Consider the following 21,010-nt stretch of genomic DNA (forward strand, 5'->3'; position numbering starts at 1 on the left):
TCCTGTTGGAACAGCCCGAGCGTGCCCGGTTTCGATCTTCACCAGCCATCAGTGAAACAGGCTGCAACCAGCTTCTAACGCGCGGGGGCCGGTTGCGGTTGTCCTGCCGGGGCCGCGGGGGCCGCGGCCGGGGCCGGCTCCAGCGACTCGTCCGGCAGCGGCGGCGGCACCTCGCGGTCCTCCTCGCGGTCGAACACCTCCGCGCGCCGGCGCTGCAGGTAGGCGTCGCGCGTGAAGGAATACTTGTCCAGCGAGACCTCTTCCAGCACGTTGCTCACGCGGATGAGGTTGGCGCGCGTGTCGATCACCCGCAAGGTCTGCAGGCCGGCCCGCAGGCCGCCCGGGTCCACGGTGCGCAGCAGGTCGAAGCGGTACTCCACCGGCAGGGCCGCGGCATCGCGCAGGGTCGAGGGTCCCAGCAGGGGCAATACCACGTAGGGGCCGGTCGGCACGCCCCAGCGCCCCAGCGTCTGGCCGAAATCCTCGCGGTGGCGGTCGATGTTCAGGTCGCTCGCCAGGTCGAAGATCCCCAGGATCCCGAACGAGCTATTGAGCTGGAAGCGCGCGTAGTTGTCGCTGAAGTCCTGCAGGCGGAACTGCAGCAGGCTGTTGACCGCGGACCAGGCGTCGCCCAGGTTGCCGAAGAAGTTCGACACGCCCGTGCGCACCAGCGGCGGCACTTTCTCGCGGTAGAAGGTGGCCGCCGGCTTGAGCACGATGCGGTCCACGTTCTCGTTGAATTCGTGGGAGCGGCGGTTGAAGCCCTCCCACGGGTCGCGCGGATTGGGCTGCGCCACGGTCGCACACCCGGCGAGCGCCAGCGGCACGGCCAATGCGGCGAGGATGCGCGGCGCGCGCAGGGGTACAGCTTTCATTTCTTGGTCGTCCCGGCTGCCGGTCCTTCCGCGGCCTTGTTGTAGAGGAATTGCCCGATCAGGTTCTCGAGCACGACGGCGGACTGCGTGGTGGTGATGGTATCCCCCGCCACCAGGTTCTTGTCGTCCGCGCCGGCCTCGATGCCGATGTACTGCTCGCCCAGCAGCCCGCTGGTCAGGATCTTGAGCGAACTGTCCTTGGGGAATTGAAACCGGCTTTCCATCTCCAGCGATACCCTGGCCTGGAAAGACTTGTCGTCGAACGTGATGGATTCCACACGTCCGACCACGACACCGGCGCTCTTGACCGCCGCCCTGGGCTTGAGCCCGCCGATGTTGTCGAACTTCGCCGCGAGGCGGTAGGTCGGCTGGAAGCTCAGCGTGAGCAGGTTCGCCGCCTGCAGCGCGAGGAACACGAGGGCGGCCGCGCCGATGAGCACGAACAGGCCCACCCAGACGTCGTTCTTGTTGCGTTCCATTTCCTTCTCCTAGATGCTGAACATCATCGCGGTCAGCACGAAATCGAGTGCCAGCACGGCCAGCGAGGCCATCACCACTGTGCGGGTGGTGGCGCGCGAGACGCCTTCCGGCGTGGCGTGCGCCTCGAAGCCCTGCAGCACGGCGATGAAGGTGACGGCGATGCCGAACACCACGCTCTTGATCACGCCGTTGCCCACGTCCTTGAACACGTCCACGCCGCCTTGCATCTGGCTCCAGAACGAGCCGGGGTCCACGCCGATCATCAGCACGCCCACCACCCAGCCGCCGATGATGCCGACCGCGTTGAACACGGCCGCCAGCAGCGGCATCGCGATCACGCCGGCCCAGAAACGCGGGGCCAGGATGCGCTGCACCGGGTCCACCGCCATCATCTCCATGGCGGAGAGCTGCTCGCCCGCCTTCATCAGGCCGATTTCCGCCGTGAGCGAGGTGCCCGCGCGGCCGGCGAACAGCAGCGCGGTGACCACCGGCCCCAGTTCGCGCACCAGGCTGAGCGCCACCATCAGGCCCAGCGCTTCGGCCGAACCGTAACGCTGCAGGATGTAGTAGCCCTGCAGCGCCAGCACGAAGCCGACGAACAGGCCGGACACGCCGATGATGGCCAGCGAATAGTTGCCCAGGAAATGCACCTGGTCGCGCAGCAGGCGACCGCGCGCGAAAGTCGGGCCGACCAGCGACAGCAGCCGCAGCAGCAGCCTGGCCGCATGGCCGTAATTGGCCAGCGTGGTGCGCACGGCGTAGCCGACGTCGGAGGGGCGCCACCAGCTCATTGGCCGAGGCCCTCGCTGAAGTCTTCGGCGACGGTGGGACCCGGGTAGTGGAAGTGCACCGGCCCTTCGGGCAGCGCATGCACGAACTGGTGCACCAGCGGATCTTCCGAGTGCCGCACTTCGTCGGGCGTGCCCTGGGCGGCGACCCGCCCGTTGGCCAGCACGATCACCTGGTCGGCGATGTGGAAGGTCTCTTCCAGGTCGTGCGAGACCACGATGCTGGTGATGCCCAGGGTGTCGTTCAGGTTGCGGATCAGGTGGGCGGCGGTGCCCAGCGAAATCGGGTCCAGGCCGGCGAAGGGCTCGTCGTACATCACCAGGTCGGGGTCGAGGGCGATCGCGCGGGCCAGCGCCACGCGCCTGGCCATGCCCCCGACACCTCGCTGGGCATCAGGTCACGGGCGCCGCGCAGGCCCACCGCATTGAGCTTCATGAGGACGATGTCGCGCACCAGGTGCTCCGGCAGCCCCGAGTGCTCGCGCAGCGGGAAGGCGACGTTGTCGAACACCGAGAGGTCGGTGAACAGCGCGCCGAACTGGAACAGCATGCCCATGCGCCGGCGCATGGCGTACAGGCCGTCGCGGTCCAGCGCGGCGATGCTCTGGCCGTCGAACAGGAGCTCGCCGCCCTGGGGCCGCACCTGGCCGCCGATCAGGCGCAGGACGGTGGTCTTGCCGCCGCCGGACGCACCCATGAGCGCCGTCACCTTGCCCCGGGGCACGGTGAAGCTCACGTCTTCGAGGATGCGCCGCTGGCCATAGCCGAAGCTCAGGTTGCGGCATTCGACCAGCGTGCTCGGTTCCGATTCGGTCATCCGAGGGAGGAAGGCCGCTCGCGCGGCCGGTAGCTCAAAGCCAAGGATGATAGGTGTTTTGCTGCAGAGCAGCGCTCCCCCGTCCGGGTGGGGGGCGCCGCGGTGTGGCTTTAACGCGGCAAGTCGCTGAATCCCATCAGGAATTCGTCGACCGCGCGGGCCGCCTGCCGGCCCTCGCGGATGGCCCACACCACCAGGGACTGGCCGCGGCGGATGTCGCCGGCGGCGAACACCTTGGGCACGCTGGTGGCGTAGCCGCCGTGGAAGTCGGTCGTCGCTTTGGCGTTGCCGCGGGCGTCTTTTTCCACGCCGAAGCCCTCCAGGATGGTCTGCACCGGGCTCACGAAGCCCATGGCCAGCAGCACGAGGTCGGCCTTGTATTCCTTCTCGGTGCCCGGGATCTCGACGAACTTGCCGTCCTTCATCTCCACGTGCACGGTCCTCAAGCCGGTGAGCTTGCCCTTGTCGCCGATGAATTCCTTGGTGGCGATGGCGAACTCGCGCTTGACGCCTTCCTCGTGCGAGGAGCTGGTGCGCAGCTTGTACGGCCAGTAGGGCCACACCAGCGGCTTGTTCTCCTCTTCGGGCGGCTGCGGCATCAGCTCGAACTGCACCACGCTCCTGGCGCCATGGCGGTTGCTGGTGCCCACGCAGTCGCTGCCGGTGTCGCCGCCGCCGATCACGATGACGTGCTTGCCGTCGGCGCGGATCTGGCCCTTGAGCTTGTCGCCGGCGTTGACCTTGTTCTGCTGCGGCAGGAACTCCATGGCGAAGTGCACGCCATCGAGGTCGCGCCCGGGCACCGGCAGGTCCCGCGACTGCTCGGCGCCGCCGGTGAGCACCACCGCGTCGAAGTCCTTCTGCAGCTGCTGCGGCGAGATGGTTTCCCTGGCCCAGTTGGTGACCTTGGAATCCTTGGGAAGCTCGCCCACCATGACGCCGGTGCGGAAGGTGACGCCTTCGGCCTTCATCTGCTCGACGCGGCGGTCGATGTGGTGCTTCTCCATCTTGAAGTCCGGGATGCCGTAGCGCAGCAGGCCGCCGATGCGGTCGTTCTTCTCGAACAGCGTCACGTCATGGCCGGCGCGCGCCAGCTGCTGCGCCGCCGCCATGCCGGCCGGGCCGGAGCCGACCACGGCGACCTTCTTGCCGGTCCTGATGCGCGGCACGCGCGGCTGCACCCAGCCGTGCTCCCACGCGCGATCGATGATGGCGTGCTCCAGCGACTTGATGCCGACCGGATCGTCGTTGTAGTTCAGCGTGCAGGCCGCCTCGCAGGGCGCGGGGCAGATGCGGCCGGTGAACTCCGGGAAGTTGTTGGTGGAGTCCAGCACCGTCCAGGCGTTCTTCCAGTCCTGCTGGTACACCAGGTCGTTGAAGTCCGGGATGATGTTGTTGACCGGGCAGCCCGAATTGCAGAAGGGCGTGCCGCAGTCCATGCAGCGCGCCGCCTGCACCTTGGCCTGCTTGTCGTCCAGGCCGATGACGAATTCCTTGTAGTGCTTCAGGCGCTCGGGCACGGGCTTGTAGCCCTCCTCGATGCGATCGAACTCCATGAAGCCGGTGACTTTGCCCATCTCTCGTTTCTCCGTCTCTTACTTCGCAGGCACCGGCTCGGGCTGCATGGCGATTTCCTGGTTCGTGCCGGCGCTGGCCAGCTCCACCTCGCGTTCGTACATCTCGGCCAGGGCACGCTTGTACTCGTTGGGGAACACCTTGACGAACTTCATCCGGGCCTCGGCCCAGTTGTCCAGCAGTTCGCGGGCGCGGCGGCTGCCGGTCCAGCGGTTGTGGTCCTCCAGCAGCTTCTTGAGCAGCGCCTCGTCGGTCTCGTCGCGGTGCAATTTGGTCTTCCCGGAGGCTGCCTTCTGTTCGGCGGTCGAGCCGACGCGCTCCAGCGTCACCATCGCGGTGTTGCAGCGGCTGGCGAACTTGCCGTCCTCGTCGTACACGTAGGCGATGCCGCCGGACATGCCTGCGGCGAAGTTGCGGCCCGTCTTGCCCAGCACCGCCACGGTGCCGCCGGTCATGTATTCGCAGCCGTGGTCGCCCGTGCCTTCGACGACCGCCGTCGCGCCCGAGAGGCGCACCGCGAAGCGCTCGCCGGCCACGCCGGAGAAGAAGGCCTCGCCGGAGGTCGCGCCGTACAGCGCGGTGTTGCCGATGATGATGTTCTTGGTGGCTTCGCCGCGGAAGTCGATGCTGGGACGCACGACGACGCGGCCGCCCGACAGGCCCTTGCCGGTGTAGTCGTTGGCATCGCCGATCAGGTACAGCGTGATGCCCCTGGCCAGGAAGGCGCCGAAGGACTGGCCGCCGGTGCCTTCCAGCTGGATGCGCAGCGTGTCGTCCGGCAGGCCTTCCGGGTGCACCTTGGTCAGCGCGCCGGACAGCATGGCGCCGACCGAGCGGTTGACGTTGCGCGCGTGCTCCATGAACTGCACCTTCTCGCCGCGCTCGATGGCCGCGCGCGACTTCTCGATCAGCACGCGGTCCAGGCTCTTTTCCAGCTTGTGGTCCTGCTCTTCGCAGTGGAAGCGCGGCACGTCGGCCGGCACCTTGGGCTGCGCGAACAGGCGGTTGAAGTCCAGGCCGCGCGCCTTCCAGTGGGCGATGCCCTTGCGCGTGTCCAGCAGGTCGGCGCGGCCGATCAGGTCGTCGAACTTGCGGATGCCCAGCTGCGCCATGATCTGGCGCACTTCCTCGGCGACGAAGAAGAAGTAGTTGACGACGTGCTCGGGCTTGCCGGCGAATTTCTTGCGCAGCAGCGGGTCCTGCGTGGCCACGCCCACCGGGCAGGTGTTCAGGTGGCACTTGCGCATCATGATGCAGCCCTCGACCACCAGCGGCGCGGTGGCGAAGCCGAATTCGTCCGCGCCCAGCAGCGCGCCGATCACGACGTCGCGGCCGGTCTTCATCTGGCCGTCGGCCTGCACGCGGATGCGGCCCCGCAGGCGGTTCAGCACCAGGGTCTGCTGGGTCTCGGCCAGGCCGATCTCCCAGGGCGAACCGGCATGCTTGATCGAGGACCAGGGCGAGGCGCCCGTGCCGCCGTCATGGCCGGCGATCACCACGTGGTCGGCCTTGCACTTGGCGACGCCGGCGGCGATGGTGCCGACACCGACTTCCGACACCAGCTTCACGCTGATGGAGGCATGCGTGGCGACGTTCTTCAGGTCGTGGATCAGCTGCGCCAGGTCCTCGATCGAATAGATGTCGTGGTGCGGCGGAGGCGAGATCAGGCCGACGCCGGGCACCGAGTAGCGCAGCTTGCCGATGTACTTGGAGACCTTGCCGCCGGGCGCTGGCCGCCTTCGCCGGGCTTGGCGCCCTGCGCCATCTTGATCTGGATCTGGTCGGAGGACGACAGGTACTCCGCGGTCACGCCGAAGCGGCCGGAAGCGACCTGCTTGATGCGCGAACGCAGCGAGTCGCCGGCCTGCAGCGGGATGTCGACTTCGACCACGTCGCGGCCGATGATCTGGGCCATGGTCTGGCCCGTCTGGATCGGGATGCCCTTGAGCTCCTGGCGGTAGCGCGCCGGGTCCTCGCCGCCCTCGCCGGTGTTGCTCTTGCCGCCGATGCGGTTCATCGCAAGGGCCAGCGTGGCGTGCGCCTCGGTGGAAATGGACCCGAGCGACATGGCGCCGGTGGCGAAGCGCTTGACGATCTCCTTGGCCGGCTCGACCTCGTCCACCGGGATCGCCTTGGCGGGATCCACGCGGAACTCGAACAGGCCGCGCAGCGTCATGTGGCGGCGGCTCTGGTCGTTGATGATCTGGGCGTACTCCTTGTACGTGTTCCAGTTGTTGGCGCGCGAGGCGTGCTGCAGCTTGGCGATCGCATCGGGCGTCCACATGTGCTCTTCGCCGCGGGTGCGCCAGGCGTATTCGCCGCCGGCATCCAGCATGGAGGCGAGCACCGGGTCGCCGCCGAAGGCCGCGCGGTGCAGGCGGATCGCCTCTTCCGCGATCTCGAACACGCCGATGCCCTCGACGCGGCTGGAGGTGCCGGTGAAGTACTTCTCGATGGTGTCGCTGTTGATGCCGATGGCCTCGAACAGCTGGGCGCCGCAATAGGACATGTAGGTCGACACGCCCATCTTGGACATGATCTTCGACAGGCCCTTGCCGATCGCCTTGATGTAGTTGTAGATCGCCTTCTCGGCGTTCAGGTCGCCCGGCAGGTCCCGGTGGATCGACACCAGGGTCTCCATCGCCAGGTAGGGGTGCACGGCTTCCGCGCCGTAGCCGGCCAGCACGCCGAAGTGGTGCACTTCGCGCGCGGAGCCGGTCTCCACCACCAGGCCGGCGGTCGTGCGCAGGCCTTCCCGCACCAGGTGCTGGTGGATGGAGGACAGCGCCAGCAGCGCTGGGATCGCCACCTGCGTCGGGCTCACGCCGCGGTCGCTGATGATCAGGATGTTGTGGCCGCTGCGCAGCGCATCGACGGCTTCCGCGTTGAGCGAGGCCAGCTTGGCTTCCACGCCCTCGTGGCCCCAGGCCAGCGGATAGGTGATGTCCAGCGTGTAGCTGCGGAACTTGCCGTGCGTGTGCTTCTCGATCTCGCGCAGCTTCTGCATGTCCGCGAAGTCGAGGATGGGCTGGCTCACTTCCAGCCGCATCGGCGGGTTGACCTGGTTGATGTCCAGCAGGTTCGGCTTGGGGCCGATGAAGGACACCAGCGACATCACGATCGCCTCGCGGATCGGGTCGATCGGCGGGTTGGTCACCTGCGCGAACAGCTGCTTGAAGTAGTTGTACAGCGGCTTGTTCTTGTCGGACAGCACGGCCAGCGGGCTGTCGTTGCCCATGGAGCCGATGCCCTCCTCGCCCGCCGTGGCCATGGGCGCCATCAGGAACTTGATGTCTTCCTGCGTGTAGCCGAAGGCCTGCTGGCGGTCCAGCAGTTCCACCTGGGCGTGCGGCGCGTCACCCGAGGTCTGCGACAGGTCGTCCAGCTTGATGCGCAGGTTCTCGATCCACTGCTTGTAGGGCTTGGCGTTGGCGAGCGAGGACTTCAGCTCCTCGTCGTCGATCATCCGGCCCTGCTCCAGGTCGATCAGGAACATCTTGCCGGGCTGCAGGCGCCACTTGCGCACGATCTTGTTCTCCGGCACCGGCAGCACGCCGGACTCGGAGGCCATGATCACCAGGTCGTCGTCGGTCACGCAGTAGCGGGAGGGGCGCAGGCCGTTGCGGTCCAGCGTGGCGCCGATCTGGCGGCCGTCGGTGAACACGATGGAGGCCGGGCCGTCCCAGGGCTCCAGCATGGACGCGTGGTATTCGTAGAAGGCCTTGCGGCGCTCCCATCAGCGTGTGCTGCTCCCAGGGCTCCGGGATCATCATCATCACGGCCTGGGCGAGCGGGTAGCCGGCCATCGTCAGCAGCTCGAGGCAGTTGTCGAAGGTGGCGGTGTCGGACTGGTCAGGGAAGCTGATCGGGTACAGCTTCTTCAGGTCGGCGGCCAGCACCGGCGAGGACATCACGCCTTCGCGCGCCTTCATCCAGTTGTAGTTGCCCTTGACCGTGTTGATCTCGCCGTTGTGCGCGACATAGCGGTAGGGGTGGGCCAGCGGCCACTCGGGGAAGGTGTTGGTGGAGAAGCGCTGGTGCACCAGGCCCAGCGCGGACACGCAGCGCGGGTCCTGCAGGTCCTTGAAGTACACGCCCACCTGGTCGGCCAGCAGCAGGCCCTTGTAGATGATGGTGCGGCTGGAGAAGCTGGGAACGTAGTATTCCTTGCTGTGCTTCAGGCGCAGGCGCTGGATGGCGGCGCTGGCCGTCTTGCGGATCACGTAGAGCTTGCGCTCCAGCGCGTCCTGCACGATCACGTCGTTGCCGCGGCCCACGAACACCTGCTTGATCACGGGCTCCTTCTTGCGCACGGCCGGGGACATCGGCATCTCGGTGTCGACCGGGACGTCGCGCCAGCCGATCAGCACCTGGCCTTCGGCCTTGATCGCGCGCTCGAGCTCCTGCTCGCAGGCCAGGCGGGACGCGTGCTCCTTGGGCAGGAAGATCATGCCGACGCCGTACTCGCCGGGCGGGGGCAGCTCGACGCCCTGCTTGGCGAACTCTTCGCGGTAGAGCGCATCGGGCAGCTGGATCAGGATGCCGGCGCCATCGCCCATCAACTTGTCCGCGCCCACCGCGCCGCGGTGGTCCAGGTTCTCCAGGATCTTGAGCGCCTGGGAGACGATGTTGTGGCTCTTCTCGCCCTTGATGTGGGCGACGAAGCCGACGCCGCAGGCGTCATGTTCGTCGCGGCCCGTGTAAAGGCCGTGTTCTTGCAAATGGGCGATCTCTGCAGCCGTCGTCATGGCGCGCACCTCGGGAAATTCAGGGGAAACCCGAGGATAGTGCAGCGCCCCACCTGCTGCCAAGCAAAATAATTGGGGTCAGATTCCAATTATGCGGCGCGCGTGGGATGTCGCCTATTAATTGGGGACAGGTTGCTCCTTCTTGGTGCGCGGAGGACGGCCCGCATGCACCTTGGCCACCCGGCGGTCGGTGCGCCTCTGCAGGTCGGCCACGTAATCCGGGTCTCCGAGCGCCCAGCCCCGCAAGGCCGAGTCCGTGAGTGCCTGCTTCTCGCTTTCGCTGATGCCGGCGCGGACCAGGGCGCCATAGGCCTCGTCACGCGCGAAGGGCGTGTTGCCCAGCTCCCAGTAGAGCGGATGGGGCGTGAGGAGCTTGTCATGGCGGCGGCCGATGTAGTGCTGGTAGCTCGACCAGGGATAGTCGGCGGGATCCGCGACCATGCCTGCGCGGACCGGATTCAGGTCCATGTAGACCATGCAGGCCAGCAGGTAGCGCTCGGCCTGGATCAGGGTGGACTTGTAGCGCCCCTCCCAGAGCGTCCCGGTACGGGCATGGCGCAGGTTGAAGTTGCGCACGTAGCGCCGGCCCACCGCCTGCATCATCTGCGGGATGCCCTCTTCCGTCTCCGGCGTGGCCAGCAGGTGGAAGTGGTTGCTCATCAACACGTAGCCGTGGACGGCCACGTGCTGCTTGCGCGCGTGCTCGTCGATCAGGCCCAGCAGCAGCTCGTAGTCGCTCGAACCGCCGAAGATCGCCTGGCGGTTGTTGCCGCGCTGGATGATGTGGTGGGGATAGCCGGGAATCGTCAGCCGGGGAAGGCGCGCCATCCGGCCATCATAAATTGGAATCTGACCCCAATTTTGCCAATTCTGGAAAGCGGAGGGACTCCAGGTCGGCGATGCCGAACTCGGCCAGGATCGCCCGCAAGCGCTCCGCCGCACTGCGCTTGCGCTGGCCGGTCCAGCGGCCCAGGATCAGCTCGTTCTTCATCGAGTGCTCCCAGCCCACCAGCTCGGTCACCGTCACCTGGTAGCCCATGGCCTCCAGGTACAGGCAGCGCAGCACGTTGGTGACCTGGCTGCCGATCTCGCGGGTGTGCAGCGGATGCCGCCACAGTTCGGACAAGGGCGTGCGCGAGAGCGACAGCGCCTTGCTCTCGCGCAGGAAGCCGGCGACTTCCGCCTGGCAACAGGGCACCAGCACCATGAACTTCGCGTGCTTCTTCAGGCCGAAGGCGATCGCGTCGTCGGTCGCGGTGTCGCACGCGTGCAGCGCGGTGACCACGTCGATCCTCTCCGGCAGCTGCCGCGCCGCGGCGCCGCGTCCGCGGCGCTCAGGTGCAGGAAACTCATGCGCTCGAAACCGAGGCGGCGCGCGAGCTCGCGCGTCTTGTCGACCAGGTCCGCGCGCGTCTCGATGCCGTAGATGTGCCCCACCCCGCGCGGCTTGAAGAACAGGTCGTACAGGATGAATCCCAGGTAGGACTTGCCGGCGCCGTGGTCGGCCAGCGTCGGGTGCCCACCCTCCGCCGGAATCTCGATGAGCAGCTTCTCGATGAACTGCACCAGGTGGTAGACCTGCTTGAGCTTGCGCCGCGAGTCCTGGTTGATGCGGCCCTCGCGCGTGAGGATGTGCAGTTCCTGTAGCAGCTCCAGCGACTGCCCGGGCTTGAGGCCCAGCTCTTCGTGCACGTCCTTCTTCATGGCGTCTTCCCGACGCCCAGCGCATCCCAGCCCTTCTGGCCCAGGCCGCGCAAGCGTTCCATGTTGGCTTCGTAGATCGCCGCCGCGTCGGGGAAGGCGGCCACCGCGCGGTCGATGCTCGCCTCGCGCAAGAGGTGCAGCGTCGGGTGGGGCGAGCGGTTGGTGCAGTTGGTGATGTCGTCCTCCTGCGCGCCGGCGAACACGAAGCGCGGATGGAAATGCGCCACCTGGATCACGCCTTCGAGCCCGCGCTTGCGCACGATGCGCTCCGCGCGCGCCGTGAGGTCGAGGAACTCCAGGAAGTCTTCCATCCCGCGCGGCGCCACCAGCAAGGTCGTGTCGCGCTCGCGCGCATCGAGCGCCAGCAGCGCATCCAGCTCCTGCTGGAACGCATCCAGCAGGCCCTGCGCATCGTCCGCTTCCGTCGCCGTGATGTGCACCTGCTTGCGCACCATCACCGACTTGGCGAACGGGCAGAGGTTCAGGCCCACGACGGCGCGCTCCAGCCAGCGCCGGGTGTCCTCCACGGCGGTTTCGAGGCTGTCCATCAGTCGATTCTACGGGGCGGGGCGTGCCGCCGTGTGCGCGCCGGGCACGTGCCCCGCGAGGAAGCGGGTGATCAGGGCCGCGATGCCCATGCCGGCGAGCGCGAAACCCGCGGTCACCCACCAGATCGCGTGCCAGCCCCCGCGCGTGCGGCCACCCACGCGGCCAGCGGCGGGCCGGCGAACTGGCCGAACGCGGACCATTGCTGCATCCAGCCGACCGTGGTGGAGACGGTGCTGTCGTCGGGCGCGACCCGCACCGCCAGCGAGAACAAGGTGCCGGGAATGAGTCCACCCACCATCGAGAACATGAGGATGCCCAGATAGCGCACCGCCGCCACGGCCGCGCCGCCCTCGGCCCAGGGCGCGAACGCCACCATCGCGCCCAGCCCCATCGCGAGGTAGCCCGACTGCAGCAACGCAGGTGCGCGCACGCCGCGCTGCAACAGGCGCCCCGACGCGATGTTGCCCACCATGTTCACGGCAGCTGCCAGCGCAGTGGCGACCGCCGCATAGGCCACCGGCAGGCCGGCCTGCGCGTAGATCGTGGGCAGGAAGCCGACGACGGTGAGCCACTGCGCCGAATACACGGCGAAGGCGACGGAGGCGAGCCACGGCCCGCCGGCGCGCAGCGTGCGCGTGATCCGGCCCTGCCCCGTTGCGATGGCCGCTGCCGGGCGCCGGTCCGCCGACGCGGGCACCACGGTCCACATGGCGAAAGCCATCAGCAGCGAAATGCCGCCGAGCAGCCACCACCATCCCGGCCAGCCCGCCAGTGCGATCACCGCCGGGCCGAGCAGGAGTGCGGTCGCGGTGCCGAAAGGCATGTAGGCGCCCCACAGTCCCATCAGCGACGGCAGCCGCGAGGGTTCGACCAGGCGCCGGATCAGTCCGGGTGCGGGCAATGCGGCCAGCAGGAAGCCGGCGCCTTCCGCTGCGCGCAGGGCGAGCAGCGCCTCGGGCGTCTGCGCGGCCCCGCCCAGCAAACTGGCGATGGCGAGGATCAGGCAGCCCAGCACCATGGTGCGGCGCGGCCCGATGGAATCCGCCGCCGCGCCCATCGCCAGGCCCAGCGTCATGCCGGCCAGCTGCACGATGGACAGCAGGAAGCCCGCCTGCACCAGCGAGACCTGCAACGCGTCGCGCAGCACCGGCAGCGCGGGCGGCAGCTTGCCGATGTGCAGCGCGGCGCTGATGCCGGCCAGCAGCACGATGGCCGTGGGGTCCAGGCGCTTCATGCGCGCGTCACCCGAGCAGGCGCCGCCCGGTGAGCCGCTCGTGCTCCCGGATCGCGAAGCGGTCCGTCATCCCCGCGATGTAGTCGGCCACCGCGCGATGCAGGTCCTCGCGCGCGGTGTACCCGGCCTGCATCTCCTGCGGCTTGTCCACGTAGCAGGCGAACAGGCCCCGCACCACTTCCTGCGCCTGGGCGGTGGTCGCCGTCACGCGCGGATGGCGGTACAGGTTGTGGAACAGGAAGGACTTCAGTTCGGCGGCGCGCGCGCGCAAGTCCTCGGTGAAGCAGACCAGGGCAGGCATGCGGCGCACGTCGTCCTCGTGCGCCGGCGCGGCCTGCGCGATGCGCGCCTGCGTCGCGGCGATCGCGTCGTACACCTGCGCGCTGAGCATGCGCCGCGTCGCCTCGTACAGCAGCCGGCGCCCCTGCAGCTGCGGATGCTCCTGCATCGCGGCGCGGTGGTGTTCGCCGAACAGGGGCACCTGCGCCACCTGCTCCAGCGTGATCAGCCCCGAGCGCACGCCGTCGTCGATGTCGTGCGCGTTGTAGGCGATCTCGTCGGCCACGTTGCACAGCTGCGCCTCCAGGCCGGGCTGGGTGCGGTCCAGGAAGCGCCGGCCGATGCCGCCGGGCTCCTTGCGCTCCAGCCGCTCCGCATTGGCGCGCGAGCAGTGCTTGAGGATGCCTTCGCGGGTCTCGAAGCACAGGTTCAGCCCGTCGAAGTCCGGATAGCGCTCCTCCAGCTTGTCCACCACGCGCAGGCTCTGCAGGTTGTGCTCGAAGCCGCCGTGCGCGCGCATGCACTCGTCCAGCGCGTCCTGCCCCGCGTGGCCGGGGGTGTGGCCCAGGTCGTGGGCCAGCGCGATGGCTTCGACCAGGTCCTCGTTCAAGGCCAGCGGCCGGGCGATCGAGCGCGCGAGCTGCGCCACCTCGATCGAATGCGTCAGGCGCGTGCGGAACAGGTCGCCTTCGTGGTTCAGGAAGACCTGCGTCTTGTAGACCAGCCGCCGGAACGCGGTGGAATGCACGATGCGGTCGCGGTCGCGCTGGAACTCCGTGCGCGTGGGCGCCGGCGCCTCCGGGCGGCGGCGGCCGCGCGTGCGCGCCGGGTCGCAGGCGTAGGCAGCGAGGTTCATGCGGGCCGGGGAATCAGCGCGTGCAGTCGGCGAGCACCTGCCGCACCAGCGCGTCGGGCGCGCCGCGCACCGCCGCCTGGCCGGGTCGCTCGATCACCACGAAGCGGATCTCGCCGGCTTCCGCCTTCTTGTCCACCCGCATCAGTTCCAGGTAGCGCTCGGCGCCGAGCGCCGGTCCCACCGTCGGCAGGCCGGCGCGCGCGATCAGGGTGGTGACGCGCTGCACGAAGGCTTCGTCGATCAGCCCCAGGCGCCGCGACAGCTGCAGGCCCATCACCATGCCGCAGCCGACGGCTTCGCCGTGCAGCCACTCGCCATAGCCGAGGCCCGCCTCGATCGCGTGCCCGAAGGTGTGGCCGAAGTTCAGGATGGCGCGCAGGCCGGACTCGCGCTCGTCCTGGCCGACGACGTCCGCCTTGATCTCGCAGCTGCGGCGCACCGCATGGGCGAGCGCCGCGCGGTCCCGCCGCATGAGCGCATCGATGTTCGCCTCGATCCAGTCGAGGAAGCCGGTATCGGCGATCGGGCCGTACTTGATCACTTCCGCCAGCCCGGCGCTGAGCTCGCGCTGTGGCAGCGTGGCCAGCGTGTCGAGGTCGCACACCACCCGCGCCGGCTGGTAGAAGGCCCCGATCATGTTCTTGCCCAGCGGATGGTTGATGGCGGTCTTGCCACCGACCGAGGAATCCACCTGCGCGAGCAGCGTCGTCGGGACCTGCACGAAAGGCACGCCCCGCATGTAGCTCGCCGCCGCGAAACCCGTCATGTCGCCGACCACGCCGCCGCCGAGCGCGAACAGCACGGTCTTGCGGTCGCAACCGTGCGACAGCAGTGCATCGAACACCAGGTTGAGCGTCTGCCAGTCCTTGTGCGCCTCGCCATCGGGCAACACCACTTGGAAGACGGAGCGGTAGCGCGCGGACAGCGCGTCGCGCAGCTTCGCCGCGTAGAGGGGCGCGACGGTGGTGTTGGTGACGATCAGGGCCGTCGAGGCGACAGGCAGCGCGTCCCAGGCGGCGGGCTGCGCCAGCAGGCCGGAGCCGATCAGGATGTCGTAGCTGCGGTCGCCCAGCGCGATGCGCACCTGCTGGACCGATTCGGAATGCGGGGCTGCCATGCCCCGGAGTTTAAGGGGCCGGCGGCAGCAGCCCGGCCAGCTCCAGCTGCATCACGATCATGTTCACCAGCGTCGGCACCGAAGGCCGGCCGGTCTCGACCTGGAAATGCGCGGTTTCGCGGTACAGCGGATCGCGCTCGGCGTACAGCGTGCGCAGCTTGGCCATCGGGTCCGCCACCTGCAGCAGCGGCCGATTGGTGTCGTGCCGCAGCCGCCGGTACAGCTCCTCGGGGTGGAGCGCAGGTAGATCACCTTGCCGCCGGCCCGCAGCGCGTTGCGATTCGCCTCGCGCAGCACGGCACCGCCGCCGGTGGCGACCACCGCGTCGCGGCCCTGGGCGAGTTCCGCCAGCACCTGCTCCTCGAGGTCGCGGAAGGCGGCCTCGCCCTCCCGCGCGAAGTATTCGCGGATGCTGCAGCCCAGGCGCTGCTCGATCAGGTGGTCGGAATCAAAAAAGGCAGCTGAAGCCGCCTTGAGAGTTGGCGCCCGACAGTGGACTTGCCACTGCCGGGCATGCCGACAAGGAAAACAATCAAGGCACCAACGTCGTCCGCTCAGCGCCCCGCGCCGGAAAGGCGGTCGGACACCATCTTGGGGGTGATGAACACCAGCATTTCCTGCTTGTTGCTGCTGCGCGAACGATTCTTGAAGAGGTTGCCGGCGATGGGGATGTCGCCCAGCAGCGGCACCCGCGCCTCGTTTTCGGTTTCGGTCAGCTCGAAGATGCCGCCGATGACGACCGTGCCGCCGTTCTCTCCACCAGCACCTGGGTCTTGATGTGCTTGGTGTTGATGGCGATGCCGGCGGCCGTGGTCTCGCCGCGGCTGTCCTTGTTGATGTCCAGGTCCAGGATGATGTTGCCCTCGGGCGTGATCTGCGGCGTGACTTCCAGCTTCAGCGTCGCGCGGCGGAAGGCCACCGAGGTCGCGCCGCTGGAGGTCGCCTGCTGGTACGGGAATTCCGTGCCCTGCTCGATCAGCGCCTTGGTCTTGTCCGCCGTGACGATGCGCGGGCTGGACACCAGCTTGCCCTTGCCGTCGGCTTCCAGCGCGGACAGCTCCAGGTTCAGGAAGCGGTTGGCCGAGGAGCTGAAGATCGAGATCGCGAACGAGGCGGGCGTGAAGCCGCCGGCGCCCGCGGAGGGCATGTTCACGAAGTTGGTGTTGGTGGTCGTCAGTTCCGCCGAGCTCTCGCGCGTCTGGCCGGTCACCGCGTCGTAGGTGGCGCCGACCGCGGCGCGACCGCTGTCGATGCCGGTGCTGAAACCGGGCGTGCCGCCGCGCGGGTTGCTGGTGCGCAGGTCGCTGGCGCCCAGGCGCACGCCGAGCGACTTGCCGAAGGTGTCGGAGGCTTCGACGATGCGCGCCTCGATCAGCACCTGGCGCACGGCGATGTCCAGGCGCGCGATCAGGCCCTGCACCTGCTCCAGCTTGGACGGCACGTCGGTGACGAACAGCTGGTTGGTGCGCGGCTCGGCGATGGCGCTGCCGCGGGTGCTCAGGATGCGCGAGGAGCCGGTGCCGGTGAGCTGCACGGCGATGTCGGCGGCCTTCGTGTAGTTGAGCTGGTAGGCCTGCGTGCGCAGCGGCTCCAGGCTCTGGATGGCCGCGTTGGACTCGAGCTCCAGCTTTTCCTTGGCCGCGATTTCGTCCTTGGGCGCGATCCACAGCACGTTGCCGCTGCGGCGCATGCCCAGGCCCTTGGCCTGCAGGATGATGTCCAGCGCCTGGTCCCAGGGCACGTCCTTCAGCGCAGCGTCACGGCGCCCGTGACGGAGTCCGAGGTGACGATGTTGAAGTTGGTGAAGTCGGCGATCACCTGCAGCAGGGAGCGCACTTCGATGTTCTGGAAGTTCAGCGACAGCTTCTCGCCGGTGTAGCCCGGGCCCTGCGACAGCTTGTTCGGGTCCTGCTTCTGCTGGCGCACTTCGACCACGAACTGGGTGTCGGACTGGTAGGCGCTGTGCTCCCACACGCCGCGCGGCTCGATGATCATGCGCACGCGGTCGCCCACCTGCGTGGTGGTCACGGACTGGATCGGCGTGCCGAAGTCGGTGACGTCCATGCGCCGGCGCAGGCCTTCGGGCAGCGTCGACTTCAGGAAGTCCACCACCAGCGACTGGCCCTGCTGGCGGATGTCCACGCCGACCTGGTTGGTCGGCAGGTCCACCACCACGCGGCCGGAGCCGTCCGGGCCGCGGCGGAAGTCCATGTCACGCAGCGGCTGGGGGTCGCGGTTGCGGCTCTCGGCGAACGCCTGCGGCGAGGCCGCGGCCGCGACCGTCTGCGCCACCGGGTCCAGCGTCACCAGCAGCGCCTTGCCGTCGATGGCCAGCTTGTAGTTGGTCGGCGACTTCAGGTTCAGCACCACGCGCGAGCGGTCGCCCGACTGCACCACGTTCACCGAACGCAGGTTGCCGACGTTCATTTCCACGCCGTTGCGCCCCATGGTGTTGGTGGCGCCCGGCACGTCCAGCGCGATGCGCGGGGGCGACTGCGTCACGAAGCCGGTGGGCAGCGTCGTCAGCGGTTCCGAGAACTCGATGCGAACCACCTCGTTGCCGCCCTGCAGCGACCCCGAGATGTTCTCGACCGCCGGGGCCGCATGGGCCCAGCCGGACGCGAACACCGCAGCCGCGGCAAGGAAGGCTCGCCAACTCCACTCGTTTCTTTTCATCATTTGGACTTCTCCTGCAGTTGCAGTGTCGCGACTCGCTCGACCCACTCGCCGGCAGCGTCCTGTACGAGCTCACGCAGCACGACTTCGCTCTCTCCCACCTTCGTGATCCGGCCGTAGTTCTGCCCGAGGTAGTTCCCGGGCTTGACCTGGTACAGCAGGTTGTCGACCTTGATCAGGGCGACGGGCTGGCCCTGCTTCAGCAGGCTGCCGACCATGGCCATCGAATCCAGCGGAAACGCTTCCAGCGCTTCCTTGCGGCGGTTCAGCTCCGGCGCCAGCAGGGCGGCGGTGGCGCCGCCGGACTGCTGCGACTCGCGCTTGAGGGCCTGCGTCAGCTTCTGGTTGCTGAAAGGCTCGACGGCCGCTTCCATCGCATAGGTCACGGGCGTGAATTTCTTCGGCTCCGGGATCGGCTGCACCTGCGGCTTGGTGACGGCGCGCTGTTCCGCCATCCAGCGGTTGATTTCCTCGTTCTCCGAGCCCTCGCAGGCGCTCAGCGCCGCGGCCGCGGTCACGGCCAGCAGCAGCGTGGTGTGCCTCATTACTTCTTCCCTCCCTTGGCCGCCCGGCGCTGCGCCGCCACTTCATCGGGATCGAGGTAGCGGAAGGTCTTGGCCGTCGTGTCCATCGTCAGGTTGCCGTCGCGGCCGGGCCCGATTTCCAGGTTGTTCAGCGTGACGATGCGCGACAGGTGGGCGATGTCGGAGGCGAAGGAGCCGATGTCGTGGTAGCGGCCGGTCACGCGGATCGAGATCGGCAGCTCGGCGTAGTACTCCCGCACGCTCACCGAGCCGGGGCGGAAGTGGTCGAAGTTCAGGCTGCGGCCCAGGCCGGCCTGGTTGATGTCCGACAGCAGCGCGTCCATCTCGGCCTTGCTGGGCAGCTGCTTTTCCAGCTGCGTCACGTACTGCTGCACCTGCTCGCGCTGCTTGCGCAGGGCATCGAGGTTCACGGCCTGCGTGAGCTTCTTCTTGTAGTCGACGCGCAGCGCCTCTTCCTTCTTCTGCTCGGCGGCCAGTTCGTCGGCCGAGTTCGTGAGCCACACGAACCACAGGGCGGTCACGATGGCGGCCGCCACGGCCACGCACAGCGCCGCCTTCGGCACGGTGGGCCAGGAGGCGGGATCGTTCGGGTTCAGTCCGCGGAACTGCGCGGCGATCTGTTCACCGATCGCAGGGGAGGCCTGGCCTTTTGCATTGGTCGCCATGGTTCAGTCCGTTCTTGCGGTGTGCTGGGTAAGGGCGCGCATCACTTCTTGGCCGAGGCAGCCGCAACGGGCGCGGGCGTGACCGCCGCGACGGCGGCACTGGCCGGCGCGGCTGCCGTCGGCACCAGCGCGGTGCCGGCCGAGGCCGCGGCGCTGGCGGCGACAGCAGCGGCAGCGGCCGAAGCCGCCGATGCCGCCTTCTGCGCTTCGCTGGCGCGCAGCAGCTTGACGTTCACGCGGTAGTTGGCGACCCGGCGCGTATCGCGCGGGCTCAGGGCGACGCTGCCGGCCACGATCTCCAGCAGCTCCGGGCGCGTGAACCAGGGGCTGTTGGTGCTCAGGTTGCGCAGCAGCTCGAAACGCGCTCGTTCGACTGCGCGACACCGGCGATCGCGACGTTGTTCGCGTTCTGCTTCATGCTGGTGACGTACACGCCTTCCGGCAGCTGCTTGACCAGTTCATTGAGCAGGTGCACGGGCATGTTGCGGTCGGCCTGCAGGTCTTCCACCGCCTGCTGGCGCGCGCGCAGCGCGTTGATCTCTTCCTGCAGGGTGGCGATGTCCTTGATCTGCCCTTCCAGCCGCTTGATCTCGTTGCTGAGGATCTGGTTGCGGTTCTGCTGGGTGGAGATCTGGGCGGCGAACCAGAGGTAGACGCCGCCGGCGATGACGGCACCGGCGAAGGCCGAGGCGCCGAGGCTGGCGTAGAACAGGTCGCGCCGGCGCTTGCGGGCCGCTTCGCGGTGCGGCAGCAGGTTGATCAGGATCACTGCAGGAACCTCCGCATGGCCAGGCCGCACGAGGTGAGGTACGAGGGCGCCTCGCGCCGCACCTTCTTCTCGCGCACGTTGTCACCGAACTGCATGCCCTGGAAGGGATCCGCCAGGACACAGGGGAAGGACGTCTGGGCCGTGATGGCTTCGCTCAGGCCCGGCAGCGCGGCGGAACCGCCGGCCACCATGATGGCGTCGACGCGGTTGTGCGGCGTGCTGGTGAAGAAGAACTGGAGGGCGCGCGCCACTTCCTGCGCCATGCTGTCCACGAAGGGCCGCAGCACGCCGGCCTCGTAGTCGTCGGGCAGTTCGCCGCTGCGCTTCTTGCCTTCCGCCTCCTCGGGGAGAAGCCGTACTGGCGCACGATCAGCTGCGTGAGCTGGGCGCCGCCGAAGGCCTGGTCCCGGTCGTACAGGACCTCGTCGTTGCGGATCACCTGCATGCTGGTGGTGGAAGCACCGACCTCGAACAGGGCGACCATCTGGTCCTTGCCCTCGTTCGGGAGGTTGCTGATCAGGCGGCCGGCGGCCAGGCGCGAGGCGTAGGACTCGACATCGATGACCACCGGCTTCAGGCCGGCGGCCTCCGCCAGGCCCTGGCGATCCTGCACCTTTTCCTTGCGGGAGGCGGCGATCAGCACCTCGACGTCGCCGGCCGAGGTGGAGCTCGGGCCGACCACGCAGAAATCCAGGCTGACCTCGTCGAGCGAGAAGGGGATGTACTGGTTGGCTTCCGCCTCGACCTGCATCTCCAGCTCCTGGTCGGACATGCCGCCGGGCAGGATGATCTTCTTGGTGATCACTGCCGAGGCCGGCAGCGCCATGGCCACGTTCTTGGTGCGGGTGCCGCTCTTCTTGATCACCCGGCGCATGGCCTCGGCCACTTCGTCGAACTTCTCGACGTTGCCGTCGTTGATCCACCCGCGCTCCAGGGGCTCGATGGCGCAGCGTTCGAGGACGTAGCCACCGTTCTTCGCCAGGCTCAGCTCGACCAGCTTCACGCTGGATGAGCTGATGTCCAGGCCCAGCAGGGGTGCCGTCTGGCGGCCAAACAGAGAGCCGATTGAGATCAAACCCGTCTCCTGAGACGCCCCGTGTCAAGGCGTAACAAACTTAAGATTCCACTTGAATGCTAGCAGTAACATCCTTGTCGCAAAAGGAATTTCCGCCTCGCTCCCCTCGTGCGCGTTGTCAAAAGCCGACGGGCTTGCTGCCATACTCCGGCCGTCTGCGACGAGCGGCAAGATCCCCTCCGACACCCGGTGCGGAACCGGGGCATGACCGGTCCGGTCAGACGAAGGCATTTTTATAATGGGCGCGTTCCGGGACGC

At 68.1% G+C, this 21,010-nt stretch carries 13 protein-coding genes and 6 pseudogenes; all 19 read right to left on the reverse strand.

The features are described from left to right. Positions 1–74 precede the first annotated feature (74 nt). The 19 genes and pseudogenes from HK415_RS15085 to HK415_RS15170 all read right to left on the reverse strand — a co-directional run bounded on the left by HK415_RS15085 (position 75) and on the right by HK415_RS15170 (position 20,752). The gene (locus HK415_RS15085) at positions 75–875 is read right to left on the reverse strand and encodes an MlaA family lipoprotein (protein ID WP_171560723.1); all 801 of its coding nucleotides are present in this window, start codon (positions 873–875) and stop codon (positions 75–77) included. Continuing rightward, entirely contained in the window at positions 872–1,354 is a 483-nt protein-coding gene (mlaD, locus tag HK415_RS15090) for an outer membrane lipid asymmetry maintenance protein MlaD (protein ID WP_171560725.1), read from the reverse strand. Before mlaD ends, HK415_RS15085 begins: the two co-directional genes overlap by 4 nt. A gap of 9 nt (positions 1,355–1,363) precedes the next feature. Further along, positions 1,364–2,146 (reverse strand): lipid asymmetry maintenance ABC transporter permease subunit MlaE, encoded by a 783-nt coding sequence (mlaE, locus tag HK415_RS15095; RefSeq protein ID WP_171560730.1) that lies wholly within the window; start codon positions 2,144–2,146, stop codon positions 1,364–1,366. After that, a pseudogene (locus HK415_RS15100) lies at positions 2,143–2,960 on the reverse strand (ABC transporter ATP-binding protein). Before HK415_RS15100 ends, mlaE begins: the two are co-directional and overlap by 4 nt. 110 nt (positions 2,961–3,070) lie before the next feature. Then, a complete protein-coding gene (locus HK415_RS15105; RefSeq protein ID WP_171560733.1) occupies positions 3,071–4,537 on the reverse strand; it encodes a glutamate synthase subunit beta in 1,467 nt (488 codons plus the stop codon). An 18-nt stretch (positions 4,538–4,555) separates the two neighbouring features. Next, a pseudogene (locus HK415_RS15110) lies at positions 4,556–9,283 on the reverse strand (glutamate synthase-related protein). Between the two features lie 117 nt (positions 9,284–9,400). Then, positions 9,401–10,111 carry a transposase gene (locus HK415_RS15115; protein WP_171560735.1) on the reverse strand — a complete coding sequence of 237 codons (711 nt, stop codon included), beginning with the start codon at positions 10,109–10,111 and terminating at the stop codon, positions 9,401–9,403. Positions 10,112–10,118: 7 nt separating this feature from the next. After that, a complete protein-coding gene (locus HK415_RS27600) occupies positions 10,119–10,568 on the reverse strand; it encodes a methyltransferase (protein WP_507236462.1) in 450 nt (149 codons plus the stop codon). Beyond that, positions 10,508–10,987: a class I SAM-dependent methyltransferase gene (locus HK415_RS27605; protein WP_507236463.1), complete on the reverse strand. Its 480-nt coding sequence runs from the start codon at positions 10,985–10,987 to the stop codon at positions 10,508–10,510. Before HK415_RS27605 ends, HK415_RS27600 begins: the two co-directional genes overlap by 61 nt. Then, on the reverse strand, positions 10,984–11,535 hold the full coding sequence (locus HK415_RS15125) for a DUF1415 domain-containing protein (RefSeq protein WP_171560738.1): 552 nt from the start codon (positions 11,533–11,535) through the stop codon (positions 10,984–10,986). The genes HK415_RS27605 and HK415_RS15125 overlap by 4 nt, the downstream gene beginning before the upstream one ends. Positions 11,536–11,648: 113 nt before the next feature. After that, entirely contained in the window at positions 11,649–12,770 is a 1,122-nt protein-coding gene (locus HK415_RS15130) for an MFS transporter (protein WP_253261896.1), read from the reverse strand. Positions 12,771–12,777: 7 nt separating this feature from the next. Then, positions 12,778–13,905 (reverse strand): deoxyguanosinetriphosphate triphosphohydrolase, encoded by a 1,128-nt coding sequence (locus HK415_RS15135; RefSeq protein ID WP_171560740.1) that lies wholly within the window; start codon positions 13,903–13,905, stop codon positions 12,778–12,780. A 13-nt stretch (positions 13,906–13,918) separates the two neighbouring features. Further along, positions 13,919–15,022 carry a 3-dehydroquinate synthase gene (gene aroB / locus HK415_RS15140; protein ID WP_171560743.1) on the reverse strand — a complete coding sequence of 368 codons (1,104 nt, stop codon included), beginning with the start codon at positions 15,020–15,022 and terminating at the stop codon, positions 13,919–13,921. A 10-nt stretch (positions 15,023–15,032) separates the two neighbouring features. Next, a pseudogene (locus HK415_RS15145) lies at positions 15,033–15,537 on the reverse strand (shikimate kinase). A gap of 39 nt (positions 15,538–15,576) precedes the next feature. Further along, positions 15,577–17,701: pseudogene (locus tag HK415_RS15150) on the reverse strand (type IV pilus secretin PilQ). Continuing rightward, positions 17,698–18,243, reverse strand: a complete 546-nt coding sequence (locus HK415_RS15155) for a pilus assembly protein PilP (protein ID WP_171560746.1) — start codon at positions 18,241–18,243, stop codon at positions 17,698–17,700. The pseudogene HK415_RS15150 and the gene HK415_RS15155 overlap by 4 nt, the downstream one beginning before the upstream one ends. Beyond that, complete coding sequence (locus HK415_RS15160; RefSeq protein WP_171560750.1) at positions 18,243–18,908, reverse strand: type IV pilus inner membrane component PilO; 666 nt, start codon at positions 18,906–18,908, stop codon at positions 18,243–18,245. Before HK415_RS15160 ends, HK415_RS15155 begins: the two co-directional genes overlap by 1 nt. Before the next feature lie 41 nt (positions 18,909–18,949). Beyond that, positions 18,950–19,677 (reverse strand): annotated as a pseudogene (locus HK415_RS15165) (PilN domain-containing protein). Next, positions 19,674–20,752 (reverse strand): annotated as a pseudogene (locus tag HK415_RS15170) (pilus assembly protein PilM). Before HK415_RS15170 ends, HK415_RS15165 begins: the two co-directional pseudogenes overlap by 4 nt. Positions 20,753–21,010 lie beyond the last annotated feature (258 nt).

Origin of the sequence: Ramlibacter montanisoli (assembly GCF_013087525.1) — a bacterium.
GTDB lineage: Bacteria > Pseudomonadota > Gammaproteobacteria > Burkholderiales > Burkholderiaceae_C > Ramlibacter > Ramlibacter montanisoli.

Coding starts and splice junctions, on each gene's coding strand:
- HK415_RS15085 (WP_171560723.1), bottom strand. CDS start 875: ATGAAAGCTGTACCCCTGCGCGCGCCGCGCATCCTCGCCGCATTGGCC.
- mlaD (WP_171560725.1), bottom strand. CDS start 1,354: ATGGAACGCAACAAGAACGACGTCTGGGTGGGCCTGTTCGTGCTCATC.
- mlaE (WP_171560730.1), bottom strand. CDS start 2,146: ATGAGCTGGTGGCGCCCCTCCGACGTCGGCTACGCCGTGCGCACCACG.
- HK415_RS15105 (WP_171560733.1), bottom strand. CDS start 4,537: ATGGGCAAAGTCACCGGCTTCATGGAGTTCGATCGCATCGAGGAGGGC.
- HK415_RS15115 (WP_171560735.1), bottom strand. CDS start 10,111: ATGGCGCGCCTTCCCCGGCTGACGATTCCCGGCTATCCCCACCACATC.
- HK415_RS27605 (WP_507236463.1), bottom strand. CDS start 10,987: ATGAAGAAGGACGTGCACGAAGAGCTGGGCCTCAAGCCCGGGCAGTCG.
- HK415_RS15125 (WP_171560738.1), bottom strand. CDS start 11,535: ATGGACAGCCTCGAAACCGCCGTGGAGGACACCCGGCGCTGGCTGGAG.
- HK415_RS15130 (WP_253261896.1), bottom strand. CDS start 12,770: ATGAAGCGCCTGGACCCCACGGCCATCGTGCTGCTGGCCGGCATCAGC.
- HK415_RS15135 (WP_171560740.1), bottom strand. CDS start 13,905: ATGAACCTCGCTGCCTACGCCTGCGACCCGGCGCGCACGCGCGGCCGC.
- aroB (WP_171560743.1), bottom strand. CDS start 15,022: ATGGCAGCCCCGCATTCCGAATCGGTCCAGCAGGTGCGCATCGCGCTG.
- HK415_RS15155 (WP_171560746.1), bottom strand. CDS start 18,243: ATGAGGCACACCACGCTGCTGCTGGCCGTGACCGCGGCCGCGGCGCTG.
- HK415_RS15160 (WP_171560750.1), bottom strand. CDS start 18,908: ATGGCGACCAATGCAAAAGGCCAGGCCTCCCCTGCGATCGGTGAACAG.